This window comes from Allosaccharopolyspora coralli (assembly GCF_009664835.1).
Lineage (GTDB): Bacteria > Actinomycetota > Actinomycetes > Mycobacteriales > Pseudonocardiaceae > Allosaccharopolyspora > Allosaccharopolyspora coralli.
This window is the reverse complement of record NZ_CP045929.1, coordinates 4,316,090-4,334,519: the sequence shown is the minus strand read 5'-3', so window position 1 is coordinate 4,334,519 and position 18,430 is coordinate 4,316,090. Positions and strand designations below refer to the sequence as shown.

Sequence of the window (18,430 nt, the reverse complement as noted above, 5' to 3'; positions counted from 1 at the left end):
CAAGGGGTAACCAGGATGAACGCCCGTATCGACGACACTGCCGCGGAGGAAACCTCGCGCGCAGTGGCGCGGGCCCGCTTCGTCCGCGTGACGCCGATGAAGGCCCGTCGCGTGGTCGAGCTCATCAAGGGCCGCAGCGCCAGCGAGGCCCTGGCCGTGCTCAAGTTCGCGCCGCAGGCCGCCAGCGGTCCGGTGTCGAAGGTGCTCGGCAGTGCGATGGCCAACGCGGAGAACAACCTCGGCCTCGACCCGGAAACCCTGTGGGTGCACCGGGTGTACGTGGACGAGGGTCCGACGCTGAAGCGGTTCCAGCCGCGCGCCCAGGGGCGTGCGTACCGGATCCGCAAGCGGACCAGCCACATCACGGTCGAGGTCGAGTCTCGCCCCGCCGGCAAGGCTCGGAAGAACAGCCAGAAGGGGAGTGCCCGGTAGTGGGTCAGAAAATCAACCCGCACGGCTTCCGACTCGGCATCACCACGGACTGGAAGTCTCGCTGGTACGCCGACAAGCAGTACGCGGAGTACGTGGCGGAGGACGTCAAGATCCGTCGCCGGCTCTCTCGCGGCATGGAGCGCGCCGGGATCTCGAAGGTGGAGATCGAGCGCACCCGCGAGCGGGTCAGGGTGGACATTCACACCGCCAGGCCGGGCATCGTCATCGGCCGTCGCGGTGCCGAGGCGGACCGCATCCGCGGTTCGCTGGAGAAGTTGACGGGCAAGCAGGTCCAGCTCAACATCCTCGAGGTCAAGAACTCCGAGGCGGACGCGCAGCTGGTGGCGCAGGGTGTGGCAGAGCAGCTGTCCAACCGCGTCTCCTTCCGCCGCGCGATGCGCAAGGCCATGCAGTCGGCGATGCGGTCGCCGCAGGTCAAGGGCATCCGTGTGCAGTGCGGTGGCCGTCTCGGCGGCGCGGAGATGTCGCGTTCGGAGTTCTACCGCGAGGGTCGGGTTCCGCTGCACACGCTGCGCGCGGACATCGACTACGGCTTCTTCGAGGCCCGCACCACGTTCGGCCGTATCGGCGTGAAGGTGTGGATCTACAAGGGCGAGCTCGTCGGTGGTCTCAAGCAGAAGCAGCAGGAGTCCGAGGTTCGTCCGCCGCGCGGCGGTGAGCGTGAGGGCGGCGGTGGCCGTCGCTCCGAGCGTGGTGGCCGCAAGCGTTCCGGTGCCTCCGGTACCACCGCGGTGGGCACGGAAGCCGGTCGGGCCGCTGCCGACAAGGGCAACAAGGGCGGCTCGGCGGAGAGCCCGGAGCAGGCGCAGACCGCGGGTGACGTGGCCGCCGCCGACGCTCCCGAGGTCAGCTCGCCGTCCGCCGACGAGAAGACGGAGGGCTGACGAGTGCTGGTCCCACGTAAGGTGAGGTGGCGCAAGAGCCACGCACCGAAGCGCAAGGGCTTCGCCAAGGGCGGCACCCGCATCAACTTCGGTGAGTACGGTATTCAGGCGATCGAGCACGGCTACGTGACGAACCGTCAGATCGAGTCGGCTCGTATTGCCATCACCCGGCACGTCAAGCGTGGCGGCAAGGTCTGGATCAACATCTTCCCGGACCGCCCGCTGACCAAGAAGCCGGCCGAGACCCGGATGGGGTCCGGTAAGGGTTCGCCCGAGTACTGGGTCGCGAACGTCAAGCCCGGCCGCGTCATGTTCGAGTTGAACTACCCGAACCAGAAGATCGCGTACGAGGCGCTGACCCGCGCGGTGCACAAGCTCCCGATGAAGTGCAAGATCGTGTCTCGCGAGGGTGGTGACTTCTGATGGCAGCGGGTGTCACCGCTTCCGAGCTCCGCGAGCTCAACGACGAGGAGCTGTTGTCGCGAGTTCGGGAATCGAAGGAAGAGCTGTTCAACCTTCGTTTCCAGATGGCGACCGGCCAGTTGGAGAACAACCGCAGGCTGCGCGTCGTGCGTCGGGACATCGCCCGGATCTACACGATCATGCGTGAGCGTGAGCTGGGCCTGACGGTTTCCCCTGAGGACACCGAGGAGGGCGCCGCATGAGTGAAGGACAGGGCGTGAGCCGCAACTACCGCAAGACCCGCGAGGGCTACGTCGTCTCGGACAAGATGAACAAGACGGTCGTGGTCTCGCTGGAGGACCGCAAAAAGCACGCGCTGTACGGCAAGGTCATGCGCCAGACCACCAAGGTCAAGGTGCACGACGACGACAACACGGCGGGTGTCGGCGACCGGGTGCTGCTGATGGAGACCCGGCCGTTGTCCGCGACCAAGCGGTGGCGACTGGTCGAGGTCCTCGAGAGGGCCAAGTAATTCGGTATCGAGTGCGCGCTGCGTGCTCGGTCCGGTAAGCGGAACCTCACGGGCCTTCTCGCTGCGGGAGCCCGGACCTCGTGTATGCCACTACACAGCGTCCGGGCTGTCCTTGCGAGAAGACCCGTGAGAACCCGCCGGTGGTCACCCGGCGAGGGTGGGAAATGCTCGTGTCGAGTGGCGCTGGATGTTCGTTCGGTCTTCGGGGCGGACGGACATCGGAAGTGACCGCGCGTGTCGGGTCGGGATCCGGCGCGCCACAGTGTCTCCGCACGTGAGTGCGGAAACTTAGGGTCAGGGAGAAAGCTGTGATCCAGCAGGAATCGCGACTGCGCGTCGCCGACAACACCGGGGCCAAGGAGATCCTGACCATTCGGGTTCTCGGCGGCTCGGGTCGGCGCTATGCGGGCATCGGGGACGTCGTTGTGGCGACCGTCAAGGACGCCATCCCCGCTGCCGGAGTCAAGCGCGGCGATGTGGTCAAGGCCGTCATCGTCCGCACGAAGAAGGAACGTCGTCGCCCGGATGGTTCCTACATCCGTTTCGACGAGAACGCCGCGGTGCTGATCAGGCCCGCCGGCGAGCCGCGTGGGACCCGCATCTTCGGGCCCGTCGGCCGCGAGCTGCGTGACAAGAAGTACATGAAGATCATCTCGCTCGCGCCGGAGGTGCTGTGATGAAGATCAAGAAGGGTGACACGGTCGTCGTCATCTCGGGCAAGGACAAGGGCGCCAGGGGCAAGGTCATCCAGGCCTATCCGCAGCGCTCGCGCGTCCTGGTCGAGGGCGTCAACCGGATCAAGAAGCACACCAAGGTCTCACGAACCGAGCGTGGTGCGCAGTCCGGCGGCATCGTCACGCAGGAAGCCCCGATCCACGTCTCGAACGTGATGGTCGTGGACTCGGAGGGCAAGCCCACCCGTGTGGGATACCGCGTAGGCGAAGACGGCAAGAAGGTGCGCATTTCTCGCCGCAACGGTAAGGACGTCTGATCATGACCACGACCGAGAAGATCGTCCCCCGGCTCAAGACCCGCTACCGCGACGAGATCGTCCCGGCTCTGAACGAGGAGTTCTCGTACGACAACCGGATGCAGATCCCCGGTGTGGTCAAGGTTGTCGTCAACATGGGTGTCGGCGACGCTGCGCGGGACAGCAAGCTCATCGAGGGTGCGGTCCGCGACCTGACCATCATCACCGGTCAGCGTCCGGAGGTCCGCCGTGCCCGCAAGTCCATCTCCCAGTTCAAGCTGCGTGAAGGCATGCCGATCGGCGCCCGCGTGACGCTGCGCGGCAACCGCATGTGGGAGTTCGTCGACCGGCTGGTCACGATCGCCCTGCCGCGCATCCGCGACTTCCGGGGTCTGTCGCCGAAGCAGTTCGACGGCAGGGGCAACTACACCTTCGGTCTCGATGAGCAGTCGATGTTCCACGAGATCGACCCGGACTCGATCGACCGTCCCCGCGGTATGGACATCACCGTGGTGACTACGGCCACCACCGATGAGGAGGGTCGGGCGCTGCTGAAGCGCTTGGGCTTCCCGTTCAAGGAGAACTGAGCCGATGGCCAAGAAGGCACTGATCAACAAGGCTGCTCGCAAGCCGAAGTTCGCTGTGCGGGCCTACACCCGCTGCCAGCGTTGCGGCCGTCCGCGCTCGGTCTACCGCAAGTTCGGACTTTGCCGTGTGTGCTTCCGCGACATGGCCCACGCGGGCGAGCTGCCGGGTGTGAGCAAGTCTTCCTGGTGACCTGCCAGGTCCCGCCCGACGAGAGTGTCCTGGTGACAGGTACTCTCGTCGGGCGTGACCAGGGTGTTCCACCCGCGGTCCGCCTCCTTGCTCGCGCCCACGCGTGACATTGAGCCCTGTCGCACGGCAGGTGCCTCTCGACTTCGTCCAGGCCCGGGCCCAGTCCGGTCGACCCGTTCGGCCGCGTCGGGGCCCAGGGGACCAGACGAGAAAGGTTGACAAGGTCACTCATGACGATGACCGACCCCATCGCAGACATGCTGACGCGTCTGCGCAACGGCAACTCGGCATTCCACGACGAGATCGTGATGCCGCACTCCAAGCTCAAAGGCAACATCGCCGAGATCCTCAAGCGTGAGGGTTACGTCTCCGGCTCCCGTGTGGAGGACGGCGACAAGGGCAAGAACCTGGTTGTCGAGCTGAAGTTCGGCCCGCACCGTGAGCGGAGCATCGCCGGTCTCCGGCGGGTCTCCAAGCCCGGTCTGCGGGTCTACGCCAAGTCCACGAACCTGCCGAAGGTGCTCGGTGGGCTGGGCATCGCGATCATCTCGACCTCGGGCGGTCTCATGACCGACCGGCAGGCCATCAAGCAGGGCGTGGGCGGGGAAGTCCTCGCCTACGTGTGGTAAGGGAGGAGTACCGGTATGTCGCGCATCGGAAAGCTGCCGATCACCGTGCCCTCCGGCGTCGAGGTGACGATCGACGGCCAGGCAGTCACGGTCAAGGGGCCGAAGGGCACTCTCGAGCAGCGGATCGCCGAGCCCATCTCCGTCGAGAAGGACTCCGACGGAGCGCTCGTGGTGAACCGCCCGGACGACGAGCGGGTGAACCGTTCGCTGCACGGGTTGTCCCGCAGCTTGGTGAACAACATGGTCCTCGGCGTCAGCCAGGGCTACCAGAAGGACCTCGAGATCCACGGCGTGGGTTACCGCGTGCAGCTCAAGGGTGCGAACCTCGAGTTCGCCCTGGGCTACAGCCACCCCATCGTGATCGAGCCGCCGCAGGGCATCGAGTTCGCGATCGACGGCCCGACGAAGCTGTCGGTCAAGGGCATCGACAAGCAGCTCGTCGGTGAGATCGCCGCCAGGATCCGGAAGTTGCGTCGCCCCGACCCGTACAAGGGCAAGGGCGTGCGCTACGCGGGCGAGAACATCCGCCGCAAGGTCGGAAAGACGGGTAAGTGACATGAGCGAGACCACCACAGCGAAGCGGAAGCCCGTGGGCAAGGACATCTCGACCACCCGTCGGATCTCCCGCGCCAAGCGGCACTTCCGGCTCCGCAAGAAGATCAGCGGAACGCCTGCTCGTCCGCGGCTGGTCGTCACCCGATCCACGCGCCACATCGTGGCGCAGGTGATCGACGACGTCGCGGGTCACACGCTGGCCTCGGCCTCCACGCTGGAAGCCGACGTCCGCACAGTCGAGGGCGACAAGAAGTCCAAGGCCACCAAGGTCGGGGAGCTCGTCGCCGCTCGCGCCAAGAACGCCGGCGTCGAGAAGGTGGTGTTCGACCGTGGCGGCAACGCCTACCACGGCCGGATCGCCGCGCTCGCCGACGCCGCGCGCGACGGCGGTCTGGAGTTCTGACGAGTGGCACACACTGACAGGACTCCGGGTTTGACCATGACAGCGAGGAACGGAAGGGACGCCTGATGCCTGGACGCACTCGGCGTGACGGCGGTTCGGAATCCGGCGGCAAAGACCGCAAGGACCGTCGCGACGGTGGCCGTGGCGGGGCGGCCCAAGAGAAGACCCCGCAGTTCGAACGGGTCGTGACCATCAACCGTGTCGCGAAGGTCGTCAAGGGCGGTCGTCGCTTCAGCTTCACCGCGCTGGTCGTCGTCGGTGACGGCGACGGCATGGTCGGCGTCGGTTACGGCAAGGCCAAGGAAGTTCCGGCCGCGATCGCCAAGGGTGTCGAGGAGGCGAAGAAGAACTTCTTCCGCGTCCCGCGCCTGGGAGGCACGATCACGCACCCGGTGCAGGGTGAGGACGCCGCCGGCGTCGTCCTGCTGCGTCCGGCGAGCGCCGGTACCGGTGTCATCGCCGGTGGTCCGGTGCGTGCGGTGCTCGAGTGCGCCGGCGTCCACGACGTGCTGAGCAAGTCGCTGGGCAGTGACAACGCGATCAACATCGTGCACGCGACCGTGGCGGCACTGAAGATGTTGCAGCGTCCGGAAGAGGTCGCGGCGCGTCGTGGCCTTCCGCTCGAGGACATCGCTCCGGCGAGCGTGCTGCGTGCGCGTGCCGGTCAGGGGACGTGATCCACATGGGACAGCTGAAGATCACTCAGACCAAGGGTCTGGTGGGAACGCGGGCGAACCAGCAGGCGAGCATGCGCACCCTCGGGTTGCGCAGGATCCGCCAGTCGGTCGTCCGTCCGGACACCCCTGACGTGCGCGGTCTGGTCAACGTCGTTCGTCACCTGGTGACGGTCGAGGAGGTCAACTGAGCATGGCCATCAAGATTCACGATCTGCGTCCGGCACCGGGTTCGAACCGCGAGAAGATCCGTGTGGGTCGCGGCGAGGGCTCGAAGGGCAAGACCGCCGGTCGCGGCACCAAGGGCACGAGGGCACGCAAGAACGTCGCCCCGCGCTTCGAGGGCGGGCAGATGCCGCTGCAGATGCGGCTTCCGAAGCTCCGTGGCTTCAAGAACCGGTTCCGCACCGAGTACCAGGGCGTCAACCTCGGCAGGCTGGCCGCCGCGTTCCCGCAGGGCGGCACGGTCGGTCTCGACGAGCTGATCTCCGCCGGGCTCACCAAGAAGGGCGAGCTGGTGAAGATCCTCGGCGGCGGTGACCTCGACGGCGTGAAGCTGAACGTGACCGCGCACGCGTTCACGGGCAGCGCGCAGGAGAAGCTCACCTCCGCGGGTGGCAGCGCCACCAAGCTGGAAGCCTGAGCGACCCAGCAGTAGCACCGAGGCCGGTCGACCCACGGGTCGGCCGGCCTCGGTGTGTCCGCGGCTGTTCACGCGCACCAGCAGACTCGTGAGCCGCTGGTCTCCCGCCAGTTTCGGACCGGCTGTTTCCCGTATTTCGGAATGGGTCCGTGATCACAGCGTGGGCACCGGTCACTGGAAGTGTCCGGTCGTCGGCCTGTTAGAGTCGCGGGCGCAGCAGCCGTGCATGCGTGCGGTGCTGCCTGAATTCAGCCCCGGTCGGGTTCTTCGCGGAGCCGGCCACCGTCTTCGGCCGGCTCATTCCGGCTCGCGCACAGGAGGTCTCGCGTGCTCGGCGCCTTCCGCTCGGCTCTGGCGACGCCGGACCTGCGCCGCAAGATCCTGTTCACACTGGGGATGGTCGTCCTCTACAGGCTCGGCGCCACGATTCCCTCTCCCGGGGTGTCGTATCCGAACATTCAGCAGTGCATCCAGGAGATGGAAGGCGGCGGACAGAACGTCTTCTCGCTGCTGAACCTCTTCAGTGGCGGTGCGCTGCTGCAGCTGTCGGTGTTGTCGCTGGGCATCATGCCCTACATCACCGCCAGCATCATCGTGCAGCTGCTCCAGGTGGTCATTCCCCGGTTCGAGCAGCTCAAGAAGGAAGGCCAGTCCGGCCAGGCCAAGCTGACGCAGTACACCCGGTATCTGTGCATCGCGCTCGCGCTGCTGCAGGCCACCGGCATCGTCGCCCTGGCCGTGCGGGGACAGCTCTTCCAGAACTGCAGCGCCGAGGTCATCCCCGACAAGTCGGTGCTCAACCTCGTCACCATCGTCATCGTCATGACCGCCGGTGCCGGGCTGCTCATGTGGATGGGCGAGCTCATCACCGAGCGCGGCATCGGCAACGGCATGTCGCTGCTGATCTTCACCTCGATCGCGGCCCGGATCCCGGCCGAGGGCGGCTCGATCCTGAACACGCACGGCGGCCTCGTCTTCGCCGTGGTCTGCGCCTTCGCCGTGGCGATCATCGCGACCGTCGTCTACATCGAGCAGGCGCAGCGCCGGATCCCGGTCCAGTACGCGAAGCGGATGATCGGTCGTCGCATGTACGGCGGCACCTCGACCTACCTGCCGTTGAAGGTCAACCAGGCGGGCATCATCCCGGTCATCTTCGGCTCGTCGCTGCTGTACCTGCCGCAGCTGCTCGGCCAGCTCGCGGGCAACCAGGACAGCTGGTGGGCCCGGTTCATCCAGACCTACATCGTGGATCCGTCCAGCTGGGTGCACATCCTGCTGTACATGGCGATGATCGTGTTCTTCGCCTACTTCTACGTCTCGATCACGTTCAACCCGGAGGAACGGGCGGACGAGATGAAGAAGTTCGGCGGGTTCATCCCCGGGATCCGTCCGGGACGGCCGACGGCGGAGTACCTGAGCTTCGTGCTCTCGCGCATCACGCTGCCGGGTGCGTTGTACCTGGGCATCGTCGCGATCCTGCCGAACTTCTTCCTCGGCCTGACCGGGGAGGGGGCGAACCAGAACTTCCCGTTCGGCGGTACCGCGGTGCTGATCATGGTCAACGTGGGTCTGGACACGGTGAAGCAGATCGAGAGCCAGCTCACGCAGCGGAACTACGAGGGCTTCCTCCGGTAAGCTCAACCGTCCGGGCGGAACGTGCTTCGTTCCGCGGATGCCGTGTGTGGTGGCGTCGCCGATCGCGGCGCCTCACGCGGTGCGGAGGTCCCGATCGGGATCGTCGTCCGTGCGGCGTCGTCCAGTCCCGTTCTGCGGGCGGTGCTTCACTCGCGGAGCGCTGAAAGATCGGTGGCGTGCGCCATCAGACTGATTCGGAGGCAGACCCTTGGTGCGATTGGTTCTCGTCGGCCCGCCGGGTGCGGGCAAGGGCACCCAAGCGGCCGTGCTGAGCGAGCACCTCAAGGTGCCGCACATTTCCACCGGTGACCTGTTCCGCGCGAACATCAGCGCGTCGACCCCGCTGGGGCAGAAGGCGAAGAGCTACCTCGACGCGGGTGAGCTCGTGCCGGACGAGGTCACCAACGACATGGTGCGCGAGCGGCTCGCCGAGTCCGACGCGCGCTGCGGGTTCCTGCTCGACGGCTACCCGCGCAACACCGCCCAGGCCGACGTGCTCACGGCCATTCTCGGTGAGTACGGCGTCGAGATGGACGCGGTACTGCAGTTCGAGGTGCCGGAAGAGGAACTGGTACGGCGGATGCTGAGCCGTGGGCGTGCCGACGACACGGAGGACGTCATCCGTCGCCGGCTGTCCGTGTACCACTCGGAGACGGCCCCGCTGCTGGAGTACTACCGCGGCAAGGTCCTCACGATCGACGCGGTCGGCGAGGTCGAGGACGTCACCGGGCGAGCGCTGCAGGCGCTGCCCGCCGGGTCCGAGCGCGGGTGAACGCGTTGCTCCGCCGTGGCAAGGGCATCGAGCTCAAGAGCTCCGGTGAGATCGAGGCGATGCGGGCCGCCGGTCTGGTGGTGGCCCGCGCGCTCGCCGAGGTCACGGCGCAGGCCAAGCCGGGGGTGAGCACCGCCGAGTTGGACGCCGTCGCGGAACAGATCATCCGGGACGCGGGGGCGGTGCCGTCGTTCAAGGGTTACCACGGGTTTCCCGGTTCGATCTGTTCTTCGCGGAACGAGCGGGTGGTGCACGGCATCCCCGCTTCCACGGACGTGCTCGACGAGGGCGACATGCTGTCCGTGGACTGCGGGGCCATACTCGACGGCTGGCACGGCGACTCGGCGGTGACGGTCGCGGTAGGAGAGCTCTCGCCGCGGGACCTGGCACTGTCCGAGGCGACCAAGCGGTCCATGTGGGCGGGGATCGAGCAGGTCCGCGCGGGGAACCGATTGACCGACATTTCACACGCCATCGAGCACTCCGTGCTGGATTCGCGGGCGGCCGACGGTGTCGAGTACGGCATCATCGCCGAGTACGGTGGCCACGGCATCGGTTCGCAGATGCACATGGAGCCGTTCCTGCCGAACCTCGGCAAGCCCGGCAAGGGACCGAGACTCAAGGTGGGGATGGCCATCGCGGTCGAGCCGATGCTCACGCTGGGATCGGCCGACACCGAGGAACTCGATGACGAGTGGACCGTGGTGACTCTCGACGGCTCGCGTGCGTCGCACTGGGAGCACACCGTCGCCATCACCGACTCCGGCCCCTGGGTCCTCACCGACGCGGACTGACCTTAGCTAGAGGGGTGCGCGCAGTTACCTGCGTGGGTGGTTCCGTGGCGGAACCTCACCTCGCGGCTGGCTGCGGGATCGTCGACATCAGGTAGCGCCCTACATTTCGTCGACGCTGTCCTCGCCAGCCGCGAGGTGAGAACCCGCGGGTGAGCGGTCTGCGTAGGCGCCGGGGAAACTGTAGGTGCTGGGTGCCTGACCGCAGCACTCAAGCCAACCAGTCCACATGAAGCGAACGGCACTTTCGCCGTCTCAGCTAGGGGCGGGCGCGGCGGCAGATGTAGACGCGGGCCGGGGGGACGTTGCGCCACACCGGCGTGCGAGGGACGACTTCTTCGAATGTCGTGCGCAGGGCCCTGTCGAACGCGGCCGAGCCGGGCCGCCACAGTGCGGTGATGTAGGTCAGCGCCGTGAACACTCCGTGTGGTGCGAGGCTGTGCGCCACCGCGTCGAGCGCTCGTCGTTGCTGGTACAGCGGCAGCAGGGTCCACGGAATGCTGCTGATGACCGCGTCCACGTGCGTGATGCCTTGCTGGTTCAGCAGGGTGGGCAGGTCGGCCGCGTCGGCGTGGTGCACCTCCAGCCAGGGGCGCGACCGGCGCAGGTAGTCGACCATGTCCGGGTCGATCTCGACGGCGAGGTGCCGTGACCCGCTGGGGAGGCGTTGTTCGACCAAGTCGGTGAGCGCGCCGGTTCCCGGGCCGAGTTCGACGACGGTCGGCGTACCGGTGGCGGGGACGACGTCGGCGACGGCGGAGGCGACGTGCTGCGACGTAGGCAGGACGGCACCGACCGTCGACGGCCGTTGCAGCGCTCGGCTGAGGAAAGTGCGGTACTCGTGCAGGGTGGCGCGTGAGTTCAACACGGACTCCCGGTCCGGACGTGGCGGGTTCGCCGTCAACAGTATCCGGGGCTCTCTCGACGGCACTGCCGGGAGTCGATGCCGAAGAAACGTAACGCTGTTACAGTAGCTTCGGGATCCCAAAGGGGGTGCGTCATGCCGACTATCCGAGTCTCCGACGCCGACCGCCGACGTGTCGGTGACCGACTTCAGCAGGCCGTGGCCGAGGGGCGGATCGAGCTGGCCGAGTTCGACGAGCGGGTCCGGCTCGCGTGGGCGGCGCAGACGGCCGACGACCTCGCCCGCCTCACAGCCGACCTCCCGGAACAGCCTTCCTCACCTGCGACGACGCGGTCCTCGACACCGAAATGGATGCGTATGGTGCTGCGGACCTCGTTCGGAGCCTGGCTCCTTGCGGTGGCCGTGAACGTGGTGATCTGGGCGCTGGTCTCGGTCGGCGTCGACGAACCGGTCCATCCGTGGTGGATCTGGGTGGCCGGCCCGTGGGGAGCGGTCCTGCTCGCGGGTGCTCTCGCCGGACGGCTGGGCCTGGTGCCAGGTGGTCAGTGCAGCGGGCGCCTGCAGAGGTAGTGCAGGATCGGCGGCACGTTCTGCCACGTCGTGTGGGTCAGCACCTCGTCGAACCGGGCCTCCAACCGCTGCCGGAATCGCTTGCCGCCGGTGCGGTGGAGTGCGGTGAGGTAGGTCAGCGCGGTGAACGCACCGTGCGGAGCGAGCCTGTCGGTGGCCTGCCCGAGGATGTCCGCCTGGGTCTCGTCCGGCAGCAGCGACCACGGGATGCTGCTCACGACGGCGTCCACGTGGTCGACGGCCAGCTTGTCGAGCAGGACCGTGAGGTCCCGCGCGTCACCGTGCACCACTTCCAGCCACGGCTTGTGTTCGCGGAGGTGGGCCACCAGGACGTTGTTGAGTTCGATGCCGATGTGCCGCGCACCGCGCGGGAGGCGGTCGCGGATCGCCCCGCTCAGTGAGCCTGTGCCGGGTCCGAGTTCGACGACCGTGGGGGTGCCGGTGGTCGGAACGACCTGCGCGACCGTGGCCGCGACGGCGTGCGAGGTGGGGGTGGCCGCGCCGAGCATCGTCGGGTGACGCAGCGCCGTGGTGAAGAACGTGCGGTACTCATCGACGGTTTCCGGGGTCGGCAAGAACCGTCCGAGGGGCAAGGTTCGGTCGGCGGCGCGAGAGGTCACACGTCTCCTCGATAGGCTCGTGAATCGTCCCCAGGACAAACATGATCGACCGTAGCCACGCGCTGTCACGACTCGCAAGGCGCCCCGGGGGACGTGCCGAACGCGTGACCGCCCTCAGTATGATCCCGAACACTGTCCGCGTCCATCGGAGCGACGTTCGTCGAGGCCAGGGGTCGCGTGCGGCCTCTGTTGAGCGGCGCGTACAGTGGAGCAACGGCGCATTCGTCGCGCCGGTTCGTTGTGCCTCGCGCTCGTCGGAGGCGCGCTCGGTGGTCCGGTCAACCGGACAGCCCGGCTCGCTCCCGCGGTTGCGTTCGCCGAGTGATTCTCGCTCGGTGTTCCTTGGCTCGTCGGGCCGGTGGCAGTGTGCCCGAAAGTCGGTTCCGGAACCCTCCGGGGTCGGCGGCAAGACAAACGTCACCGTCACGAAACGCGGAGGACATGGGCAAGAAAGACGGGGCCATTGAGGTCGAGGGTCGGGTGATCGAACCGCTTCCCAACGCGATGTTCCGTGTCGAGTTGGAAAACGGCCACAAGGTCCTCGCACACATCAGTGGCAAGATGCGACAGCACTACATCCGCATCCTGCCTGAGGACAAGGTCGTGGTGGAGCTTTCCCCGTACGACCTCTCCCGTGGGCGCATCGTCTACCGCTACAAGTGACCTCCACGGTGTCCGGGAGACCGGACACGCGTCCGAGCAGGAGAGCACGACCGTGAAGGTCCAGCCGAGTGTGAAGAAGATCTGCGACAAGTGCCAGGTCATCCGCCGTCACGGGCGGGTACTGGTGATCTGCTCGAACCAGCGCCACAAGCAGCGCCAGGGCTGAGCGAGCCGTCGCAGGATCTCAGACAACAGAGACCTCCCTCCAACCTGCCGACTCGGGAGTGAGTCGGTTGACCCCCGGAATTCGGGCCGGGGCTCCGTGGCGGAGCGGCCACCCTGAGGTGGACCACCGGGCGGGGACGGTGAGGGAGCAGACCCGGATACGACGAAAGGGATCTGCCTGATGGCACGGATCGCCGGCGTCGATCTCCCGCGCGAGAAGCGGATGGAGATCGCGCTGACCTACATCTTCGGGGTCGGCCGAACGAGCTCGAAGAAGATTCTCGCGGACACCGGCGTCTCGCCGGACGTCCGTGCGAAGGACATCGACGACGATCAGCTCGCCACGCTGCGCGAGCACATCGAGAACCACTACCAGGTCGAGGGTGACCTCCGCCGTGAGGTCCAGGCCGACATTCGTCGGAAGATCGAGATCGGCTGCTACGCGGGGCTTCGTCACCGTCGTCGGCTCCCGGTCAACGGGCAGCGGACGAAGACCAACGCCCGCACCCGCAAGGGACCGAAGAAGACGGTCGCAGGCAAGAAGAAGGCCGGTCGGAAGTAAGCCTCGGTAGGAGACCACGACACTTATGCCACCCAAGTCACGCGCTGGGGCCGTCAAGAAGGTCCGGCGCAAGGAAAAGAAGAATGTTGCTCATGGGCAAGCCCACATCAAGAGCACGTTCAACAACACCATCGTCTCGATCACCGACCCGACCGGTGGGGTGATCAGCTGGGCCTCCGCCGGCCACGTCGGGTTCAAGGGCTCCCGGAAGTCCACCCCGTTCGCCGCGCAGATGGCCGCCGAGAACGCCGCCCGCAAGGCGTCGGAACACGGCATGAAGAAGATCGACGTCTTCGTCAAGGGCCCTGGCTCGGGTCGCGAGACGGCGATCCGCTCGCTGCAGGCCGCCGGCCTCGAGGTCGGCACGATCCAGGACGTGACCCCGCAGCCGCACAACGGCTGCCGCCCGCCGAAGCGGCGCCGGGTCTGATCGCGGGAAGGGAGTAGACAAAGATGGCTCGTTACACCGGTCCCGCGACCCGCAAGTCCCGCCGTCTCAAGGTCGATCTGATCGGCGGTGACACGGCGTTCGAGCGTCGGCCGTACCCGCCGGGGCAGCACGGTCGCGCCCGCATCAAGGAGACCGAGTACCTGCTGCAGCTCCAGGAGAAGCAGAAGGCCCGGTACACCTACGGCGTGCTCGAGCGTCAGTTCCGCAGCTACTACGAGGAAGCCAACCGGCGTCCCGGCAAGACGGGTGAGAACCTGCTGCAGCTGCTGGAGTCCCGCCTCGACAACGTGGTCTACCGCGCAGGTCTGGCCCGCACCCGCCGAATGGCGCGGCAGCTGGTCAACCACGGCCACTTCCTGGTCAACGGCAAGAAGGTCGACATCCCGAGCTTCGAGGTCTCGAAGTTCGACATCATCGACGTGAAGCCGAAGTCGCTGGCCACCACGCCGTTCGTCATCGCCAAGGAGACCCTCGGCGAGCGTCCCGTCCCGGCGTGGCTGCAGGTCGTGCCGTCCAACCTGCGGGTGCTGGTTCACCAGCGTCCGGAGCGCGCACAGATCGACACTCCGGTCACCGAGCAGCTGATCGTCGAGCTGTACTCGAAGTGACATCCGGTCGGGGCGGTCACACGGCCGCCCCGCCGGACGTGCGTGGTGCGGTGGCGTCCGATACGCCGCCGTACCGCCCGCGCAGTCGACGCGGGCATCCCGTCCCATCGGCGTCAAATAGCGGGCGTCGTGAGGAAAGGAAGTACCAGTGCTCATCTCCCAGCGACCCACACTGGCCGAGGAGGCCGTGTCGGAGACTCGCTCCCGGTTCGTCATCGAGCCGCTGGAGCCGGGCTTCGGCTACACCCTGGGCAACTCGCTGCGTCGGACGCTGCTGTCCTCGATCCCGGGTGCGGCCGTCACCAGCCTGCGCATCGACGGTGTGCTCCACGAGTTCACCACGATCCCGGGCGTGAAGGAGGACGTCACCGACGTCATCCTGAACCTCAAGGAGCTCGTCGTGAGCTCCGAAGAGGACGAGCCGGTCACCATGTACCTGCGCAAGCAGGGACCGGGTGAGGTCACGGCCGCCGACATCGTGCCGCCCGCGGGTGTCACCGTGCACAACCCCGATCTCCACATCGCCCACCTCAACGGCAAGGGCAAGCTGGAGATCGAGCTGGTCGTCGAGCGCGGCCGCGGATACGTCCCTGCTGTGCAGAACAAGCAGGCGGGCGCCGAGATCGGCCGGATCCCGGTCGACTCGATCTATTCGCCGGTGCTGAAGGTGACCTACAAGGTCGAGGCCACCCGTGTCGAGCAGCGCACCGACTTCGACAAGCTGATCCTGGACGTCGAGACGAAGCCGTCGATCACCGCGCGTGACGCGGTCGCCTCGGCCGGTCGGACGTTGGTGGAGCTGTTCGGTCTGGCGCGGGAACTCAACGTCGACGCCGAGGGCATCGAGATCGGGCCGTCTCCGGCGGAGGCGGACACCATCGCGGCCTACGCGATGCCGATCGAGGACCTCGACCTGACGGTGCGGTCCTACAACTGCCTCAAGCGGGAAGGCATCCACACGGTCGGCGAGCTGGTCTCGCGCAGCGAGGCGGATCTGCTGGACATTCGCAACTTCGGTGCGAAGTCCATCGACGAGGTCAAGTTGAAGCTGGTCGGATTGGGGCTCGCGCTCAAGGACAGCCCGCCCGGATTCGACCCGACCGCCGCCGCGGCGGAATACCCGGGCGAGGGCTGGTCGGCCGACGAGGGCGCGATCGAAGGCGTGTCGCTGGACGAAGGCGGCTTCGACGACGGTGGCTTCGACGACGGCCAGGACTACGCGGAGACAGAGCAGCTGTAGCTGTGATGCGCGGGACGGCGTGTCCGACCGCGCCTTGAGAGGAGCAATCCGATGCCCACCCCCACCAAGGGAGCGCGTCTCGGCGGGTCGCCGGCCCACGAGCGGCTGATGCTGGCCAACCTGGCCACGTCGCTGTTCGAGCACGGTCGGATCACTACGACCGAGGCGAAGGCGAAGCGGCTGCGGCCGCTCGCCGAGCGCCTGATCACCAAGGCCAGGAAAGGCGACCTGCACAACCGTCGCGAGGTCATGAAGACCATCCGCGACAAGGACATCGTGCACAAGCTGTTCGCCGAGATCGGTCCATTCTTCGCCGATCGCCACGGTGGTTACACGCGGATCGTCAAGACGATGCCGCGTCGTGGCGACAACGCGCCGATGGCGGTGCTCGCGCTGGTGACGGAGAAGACGGCTACGTCGGAGGCGGAGGCCGCTCGCGGCACCAAGTTCGCCAAGGACCAGCAGCAGGCTCCGGTAGCCGAGGAGACCACCGAGTCGACGGAGTCCACCGACGCTTCTGAGACCGAGGTTTCCGAGGCCGCTGCGTCCGGCGAGTCCGCCGAGTCCGCTGAGGACACCGAGGGCGCGGAGAAGAAGGACGAGTCCTGATCTCGGCGCACGAGGATTCTGTGAACGAACCCGTCGCACCCTCCGGGGGCGGCGGGTTCGTTCGTTTGCGTCTCGACGTCGCCTACGACGGGGCGGGGTTCTCCGGTTGGGCGCGTCAGCCGGGGTTGCGGACGGTGCAGGGACTGCTCGAGGACGCGTTGGCGAAACAGCCCCCAGGGCGGTCGGTCGTGAAGTCGGTCGTCGTGGCGGGACGAACCGATGCGGGTGTGCACGCCCACGGGCAGGTCGTCCACGTCGACGTGGAGCCGTTCTCCCCGGGTGAGTCCGGACGTGTTCCCGCGGGCGAGCGGGGTGTGCCGGACCTGGAGCGGATGTGTGCGCGCTGGAACCGGATCCTTCCCGGCGACGTGCGCGTGCTCGGTGCCCGGCTCGCGCCCGACGGCTTCGACGCCCGGTTTTCGGCGTTGCGCAGGCATTACAGATACCAGGTCTCGGACGCGCCCTGGGGCGCCGATCCGTTGCGCCGGGGGGACACGCTCGCCTGGAACCGGCCGCTGGACGTGGACCGGATGAACCGTGGTGCGCAGGAGCTGTTGGGGCTCAACGACTTCGCGGCGTTCTGCAAGCAGCGCGAGGGCGCGACGACGGTGCGCGAGTTGCAGCGGTTCGACTGGCGTCGGGTCGACCAGAACCTGGTCGTCGCTCAGGTCAGCGCGGACGCGTTCTGCCACTCGATGGTGCGCAGCCTCGTCGGCGCGTTGCTGATGGTCGGTGACGGGCGCCGTGAGCCGTCGTGGGCTGTGGAGATACTCGCCGCAGGCGTCCGGACGAGCGCGGTGGCGCCGCCGCACGGTCTTGCTCTCGTCGGCGTCGACTACCCGGACGACGAGCATCTGGCCGCCCGCGCCGCGCGGATCCGCGCCGTGCGCACCCTTCCCTGAGGGAGCATTCGGGGAGACCACCCACCCTGTGGACAACTCCGACACCTGTGGATAGCCAGGTGGCAAATTCGCGCGAATTTGCCGCTCCGCCGTGCCTCAGGCCTTGATGCGGGCCGCCTGGTGAACGTTGGCGACGACGTCGTCCGGTGAGCCGTACAGGTCCTTGGCGGTCACCACGACCACGGTCCAGCCGCATCGCTCGAGCCGTTGCTGGCGGATGCGATCGCGGGCGAACTGTGCAGGATTCCCGTGCCACGCCCCGTCGTACTCGATGGCGACCTTGCGCGACCGAAGGGCGAGGTCGACCCGGGCCACGAACCCGAACTCGTCGTGCACCTGCACCTGGGGTTCTACCGGGAATCCGTTCCAGTTCAGCAGCAATCGCAGCTCGGACTCGGGGACGGACTCCGAACGCGCGTCAAGGTGTTGGAGAGCGATCCTGGCCCTGGTGATGCCGCGATCACTGCGCCCCGCGAGAAAGCGCACCAGGTCCGGAAGCTGTATTACGCAGGCGTGCAGCATGGCATCGCACGAGGCCACCGCCTGCCGGAGCGGCTTGCGAGCCAGCAGGTCGAAGGCCGTGCGAAGCGGTGTCGCGAGACGAATCCCGTGCCACGGCCGGTGTTCCGCGGGACGGCTGCGGACCGACCAGCATCGAAGGCCCTTGCGGCGGTTCATGTACTTCGCGCCGCTGACGAGAGCCTCGACGTGGTCCCACGTCTTGGCGAGTGGCACTCCGTGGAGCGTGGCCGCGGATCTGCCGGTGAGGACCGCCGACGGCGGCAACACGAGTGCTGCGGCGTGACAACGGAGTTCGTGATCGATCGGCTTGTCACCGGGACAGTAGACGCCCTGTAGGACTCGTCCGAACTCCCCGCTGCGTAAGCGGCGGTCGGTCACGCCCCGGCTCAGCGCCTCCGCCCGGGTGAACAAGCCGAATCGTGTTTCGGTCGGAGTGACTCGCCGGGCGAGCCAATCCGACCTCGCAGTCTCGTCCATCACTCCAGAGTCGTCACGACCGCTCGAGGGCTGCAGCCCCGAATCGAAATCTGTGG

The 18,430-nt window shown here is 67.2% G+C and carries 30 protein-coding genes; 27 read left to right on the top strand and 3 right to left on the bottom strand.

The window, feature by feature from the left end:
• Positions 1-15 precede the first annotated feature (15 nt).
• The 18 genes from rplV (at position 16) to map (ending at position 10,123) form a co-directional block, all read left to right on the top strand.
• On the top strand, positions 16-432 hold the full coding sequence (rplV, locus tag GIY23_RS20205; RefSeq protein WP_154078100.1) for a 50S ribosomal protein L22: 417 nt from the start codon (positions 16-18) through the stop codon (positions 430-432).
• On the top strand, positions 432-1,337 hold the full coding sequence (gene rpsC, locus GIY23_RS20200) for a 30S ribosomal protein S3 (RefSeq protein ID WP_154078099.1): 906 nt from the start codon (positions 432-434) through the stop codon (positions 1,335-1,337). Before rplV ends, rpsC begins: the two co-directional genes overlap by 1 nt.
• Positions 1,338-1,340: 3 nt before the next feature.
• Positions 1,341-1,760 carry a 50S ribosomal protein L16 gene (rplP, locus tag GIY23_RS20195; RefSeq protein ID WP_154078098.1) on the top strand — a complete coding sequence of 140 codons (420 nt, stop codon included), beginning with the start codon at positions 1,341-1,343 and terminating at the stop codon, positions 1,758-1,760.
• Positions 1,760-2,002 (top strand): 50S ribosomal protein L29, encoded by a 243-nt coding sequence (rpmC, locus tag GIY23_RS20190; RefSeq protein WP_154078097.1) that lies wholly within the window; start codon positions 1,760-1,762, stop codon positions 2,000-2,002. Before rplP ends, rpmC begins: the two co-directional genes overlap by 1 nt.
• Entirely contained in the window at positions 1,999-2,271 is a 273-nt protein-coding gene (rpsQ, locus tag GIY23_RS20185) for a 30S ribosomal protein S17 (RefSeq protein WP_154078096.1), read from the top strand. Before rpmC ends, rpsQ begins: the two co-directional genes overlap by 4 nt.
• A 308-nt stretch (positions 2,272-2,579) precedes the next feature.
• Positions 2,580-2,948 (top strand): 50S ribosomal protein L14, encoded by a 369-nt coding sequence (gene rplN / locus GIY23_RS20180; RefSeq protein ID WP_154078095.1) that lies wholly within the window; start codon positions 2,580-2,582, stop codon positions 2,946-2,948.
• Positions 2,948-3,262 carry a 50S ribosomal protein L24 gene (rplX, locus tag GIY23_RS20175; protein ID WP_154078094.1) on the top strand — a complete coding sequence of 105 codons (315 nt, stop codon included), beginning with the start codon at positions 2,948-2,950 and terminating at the stop codon, positions 3,260-3,262. Before rplN ends, rplX begins: the two co-directional genes overlap by 1 nt.
• Positions 3,263-3,264: 2 nt before the next feature.
• Positions 3,265-3,828 carry a 50S ribosomal protein L5 gene (gene rplE / locus GIY23_RS20170; protein ID WP_154078093.1) on the top strand — a complete coding sequence of 188 codons (564 nt, stop codon included), beginning with the start codon at positions 3,265-3,267 and terminating at the stop codon, positions 3,826-3,828.
• Positions 3,829-3,832: 4 nt separating this feature from the next.
• Positions 3,833-4,018 carry a type Z 30S ribosomal protein S14 gene (locus GIY23_RS20165; protein WP_154078092.1) on the top strand — a complete coding sequence of 62 codons (186 nt, stop codon included), beginning with the start codon at positions 3,833-3,835 and terminating at the stop codon, positions 4,016-4,018.
• 230 nt (positions 4,019-4,248) lie between these two features.
• On the top strand, positions 4,249-4,647 hold the full coding sequence (gene rpsH, locus GIY23_RS20160; protein ID WP_154078091.1) for a 30S ribosomal protein S8: 399 nt from the start codon (positions 4,249-4,251) through the stop codon (positions 4,645-4,647).
• Positions 4,648-4,662: 15 nt separating this feature from the next.
• Complete coding sequence (rplF, locus tag GIY23_RS20155; RefSeq protein ID WP_154078090.1) at positions 4,663-5,202, top strand: 50S ribosomal protein L6; 540 nt, start codon at positions 4,663-4,665, stop codon at positions 5,200-5,202.
• A 1-nt stretch (position 5,203) separates the two neighbouring features.
• On the top strand, positions 5,204-5,605 hold the full coding sequence (gene rplR, locus GIY23_RS20150) for a 50S ribosomal protein L18 (protein ID WP_154078089.1): 402 nt from the start codon (positions 5,204-5,206) through the stop codon (positions 5,603-5,605).
• A 65-nt stretch (positions 5,606-5,670) separates the two neighbouring features.
• Complete coding sequence (gene rpsE, locus GIY23_RS20145) at positions 5,671-6,282, top strand: 30S ribosomal protein S5 (RefSeq protein ID WP_154078088.1); 612 nt, start codon at positions 5,671-5,673, stop codon at positions 6,280-6,282.
• 5 nt (positions 6,283-6,287) lie between these two features.
• Positions 6,288-6,470 (top strand): 50S ribosomal protein L30, encoded by a 183-nt coding sequence (gene rpmD / locus GIY23_RS20140; protein ID WP_154078087.1) that lies wholly within the window; start codon positions 6,288-6,290, stop codon positions 6,468-6,470.
• 2 nt (positions 6,471-6,472) lie between these two features.
• Positions 6,473-6,922, top strand: a complete 450-nt coding sequence (rplO, locus tag GIY23_RS20135; RefSeq protein WP_154078086.1) for a 50S ribosomal protein L15 — start codon at positions 6,473-6,475, stop codon at positions 6,920-6,922.
• A gap of 327 nt (positions 6,923-7,249) precedes the next feature.
• Positions 7,250-8,557: a preprotein translocase subunit SecY gene (secY, locus tag GIY23_RS20130; RefSeq protein WP_154078085.1), complete on the top strand. Its 1,308-nt coding sequence runs from the start codon at positions 7,250-7,252 to the stop codon at positions 8,555-8,557.
• A gap of 208 nt (positions 8,558-8,765) precedes the next feature.
• Positions 8,766-9,329 (top strand): adenylate kinase, encoded by a 564-nt coding sequence (locus GIY23_RS20125; RefSeq protein ID WP_154078084.1) that lies wholly within the window; start codon positions 8,766-8,768, stop codon positions 9,327-9,329.
• Between the two features lie 5 nt (positions 9,330-9,334).
• Positions 9,335-10,123 carry a type I methionyl aminopeptidase gene (map, locus tag GIY23_RS20120; RefSeq protein ID WP_154079009.1) on the top strand — a complete coding sequence of 263 codons (789 nt, stop codon included), beginning with the start codon at positions 9,335-9,337 and terminating at the stop codon, positions 10,121-10,123.
• A gap of 256 nt (positions 10,124-10,379) precedes the next feature.
• Here map and GIY23_RS20115 read toward each other — a convergent pair whose 3' ends face one another.
• Complete coding sequence (locus GIY23_RS20115; protein ID WP_228717414.1) at positions 10,380-10,988, bottom strand: class I SAM-dependent methyltransferase; 609 nt, start codon at positions 10,986-10,988, stop codon at positions 10,380-10,382.
• A 132-nt stretch (positions 10,989-11,120) separates the two neighbouring features.
• On the opposite strand from GIY23_RS20115, the gene GIY23_RS20110 reads away from it, so the two are divergent.
• Positions 11,121-11,555, top strand: a complete 435-nt coding sequence (locus GIY23_RS20110) for a DUF1707 SHOCT-like domain-containing protein (protein ID WP_187351948.1) — start codon at positions 11,121-11,123, stop codon at positions 11,553-11,555.
• Here the strand turns inward: GIY23_RS20110 and GIY23_RS20105 are convergent.
• Entirely contained in the window at positions 11,528-12,175 is a 648-nt protein-coding gene (locus GIY23_RS20105; RefSeq protein ID WP_228717413.1) for a class I SAM-dependent methyltransferase, read from the bottom strand. The two genes, GIY23_RS20110 and GIY23_RS20105, sit on opposite strands and share 28 nt — an antisense overlap.
• A gap of 441 nt (positions 12,176-12,616) precedes the next feature.
• On the opposite strand from GIY23_RS20105, the gene infA reads away from it, so the two are divergent.
• The 8 genes from infA (at position 12,617) to truA (ending at position 17,375) form a co-directional block, all read left to right on the top strand.
• Positions 12,617-12,838 (top strand): translation initiation factor IF-1, encoded by a 222-nt coding sequence (infA, locus tag GIY23_RS20100; RefSeq protein ID WP_154078082.1) that lies wholly within the window; start codon positions 12,617-12,619, stop codon positions 12,836-12,838.
• Positions 12,839-12,890: 52 nt separating this feature from the next.
• Complete coding sequence (gene rpmJ / locus GIY23_RS20095; protein ID WP_154079006.1) at positions 12,891-13,004, top strand: 50S ribosomal protein L36; 114 nt, start codon at positions 12,891-12,893, stop codon at positions 13,002-13,004.
• Between the two features lie 180 nt (positions 13,005-13,184).
• Positions 13,185-13,565, top strand: a complete 381-nt coding sequence (gene rpsM / locus GIY23_RS20090) for a 30S ribosomal protein S13 (RefSeq protein WP_154078081.1) — start codon at positions 13,185-13,187, stop codon at positions 13,563-13,565.
• 25 nt (positions 13,566-13,590) lie between these two features.
• Complete coding sequence (gene rpsK, locus GIY23_RS20085; RefSeq protein WP_154078080.1) at positions 13,591-13,995, top strand: 30S ribosomal protein S11; 405 nt, start codon at positions 13,591-13,593, stop codon at positions 13,993-13,995.
• Between the two features lie 23 nt (positions 13,996-14,018).
• A complete protein-coding gene (rpsD, locus tag GIY23_RS20080) occupies positions 14,019-14,624 on the top strand; it encodes a 30S ribosomal protein S4 (RefSeq protein ID WP_154078079.1) in 606 nt (201 codons plus the stop codon).
• A 148-nt stretch (positions 14,625-14,772) separates the two neighbouring features.
• A complete protein-coding gene (locus GIY23_RS20075) occupies positions 14,773-15,864 on the top strand; it encodes a DNA-directed RNA polymerase subunit alpha (RefSeq protein WP_154078078.1) in 1,092 nt (363 codons plus the stop codon).
• A 51-nt stretch (positions 15,865-15,915) separates the two neighbouring features.
• Positions 15,916-16,473 carry a 50S ribosomal protein L17 gene (rplQ, locus tag GIY23_RS20070; protein ID WP_154078077.1) on the top strand — a complete coding sequence of 186 codons (558 nt, stop codon included), beginning with the start codon at positions 15,916-15,918 and terminating at the stop codon, positions 16,471-16,473.
• Between the two features lie 20 nt (positions 16,474-16,493).
• Positions 16,494-17,375 carry a tRNA pseudouridine(38-40) synthase TruA gene (gene truA / locus GIY23_RS20065; RefSeq protein ID WP_154078076.1) on the top strand — a complete coding sequence of 294 codons (882 nt, stop codon included), beginning with the start codon at positions 16,494-16,496 and terminating at the stop codon, positions 17,373-17,375.
• Positions 17,376-17,471: 96 nt separating this feature from the next.
• Here truA and GIY23_RS20060 read toward each other — a convergent pair whose 3' ends face one another.
• Positions 17,472-18,374 (bottom strand): DUF559 domain-containing protein, encoded by a 903-nt coding sequence (locus GIY23_RS20060; protein WP_154078075.1) that lies wholly within the window; start codon positions 18,372-18,374, stop codon positions 17,472-17,474.
• Positions 18,375-18,430 lie beyond the last annotated feature (56 nt).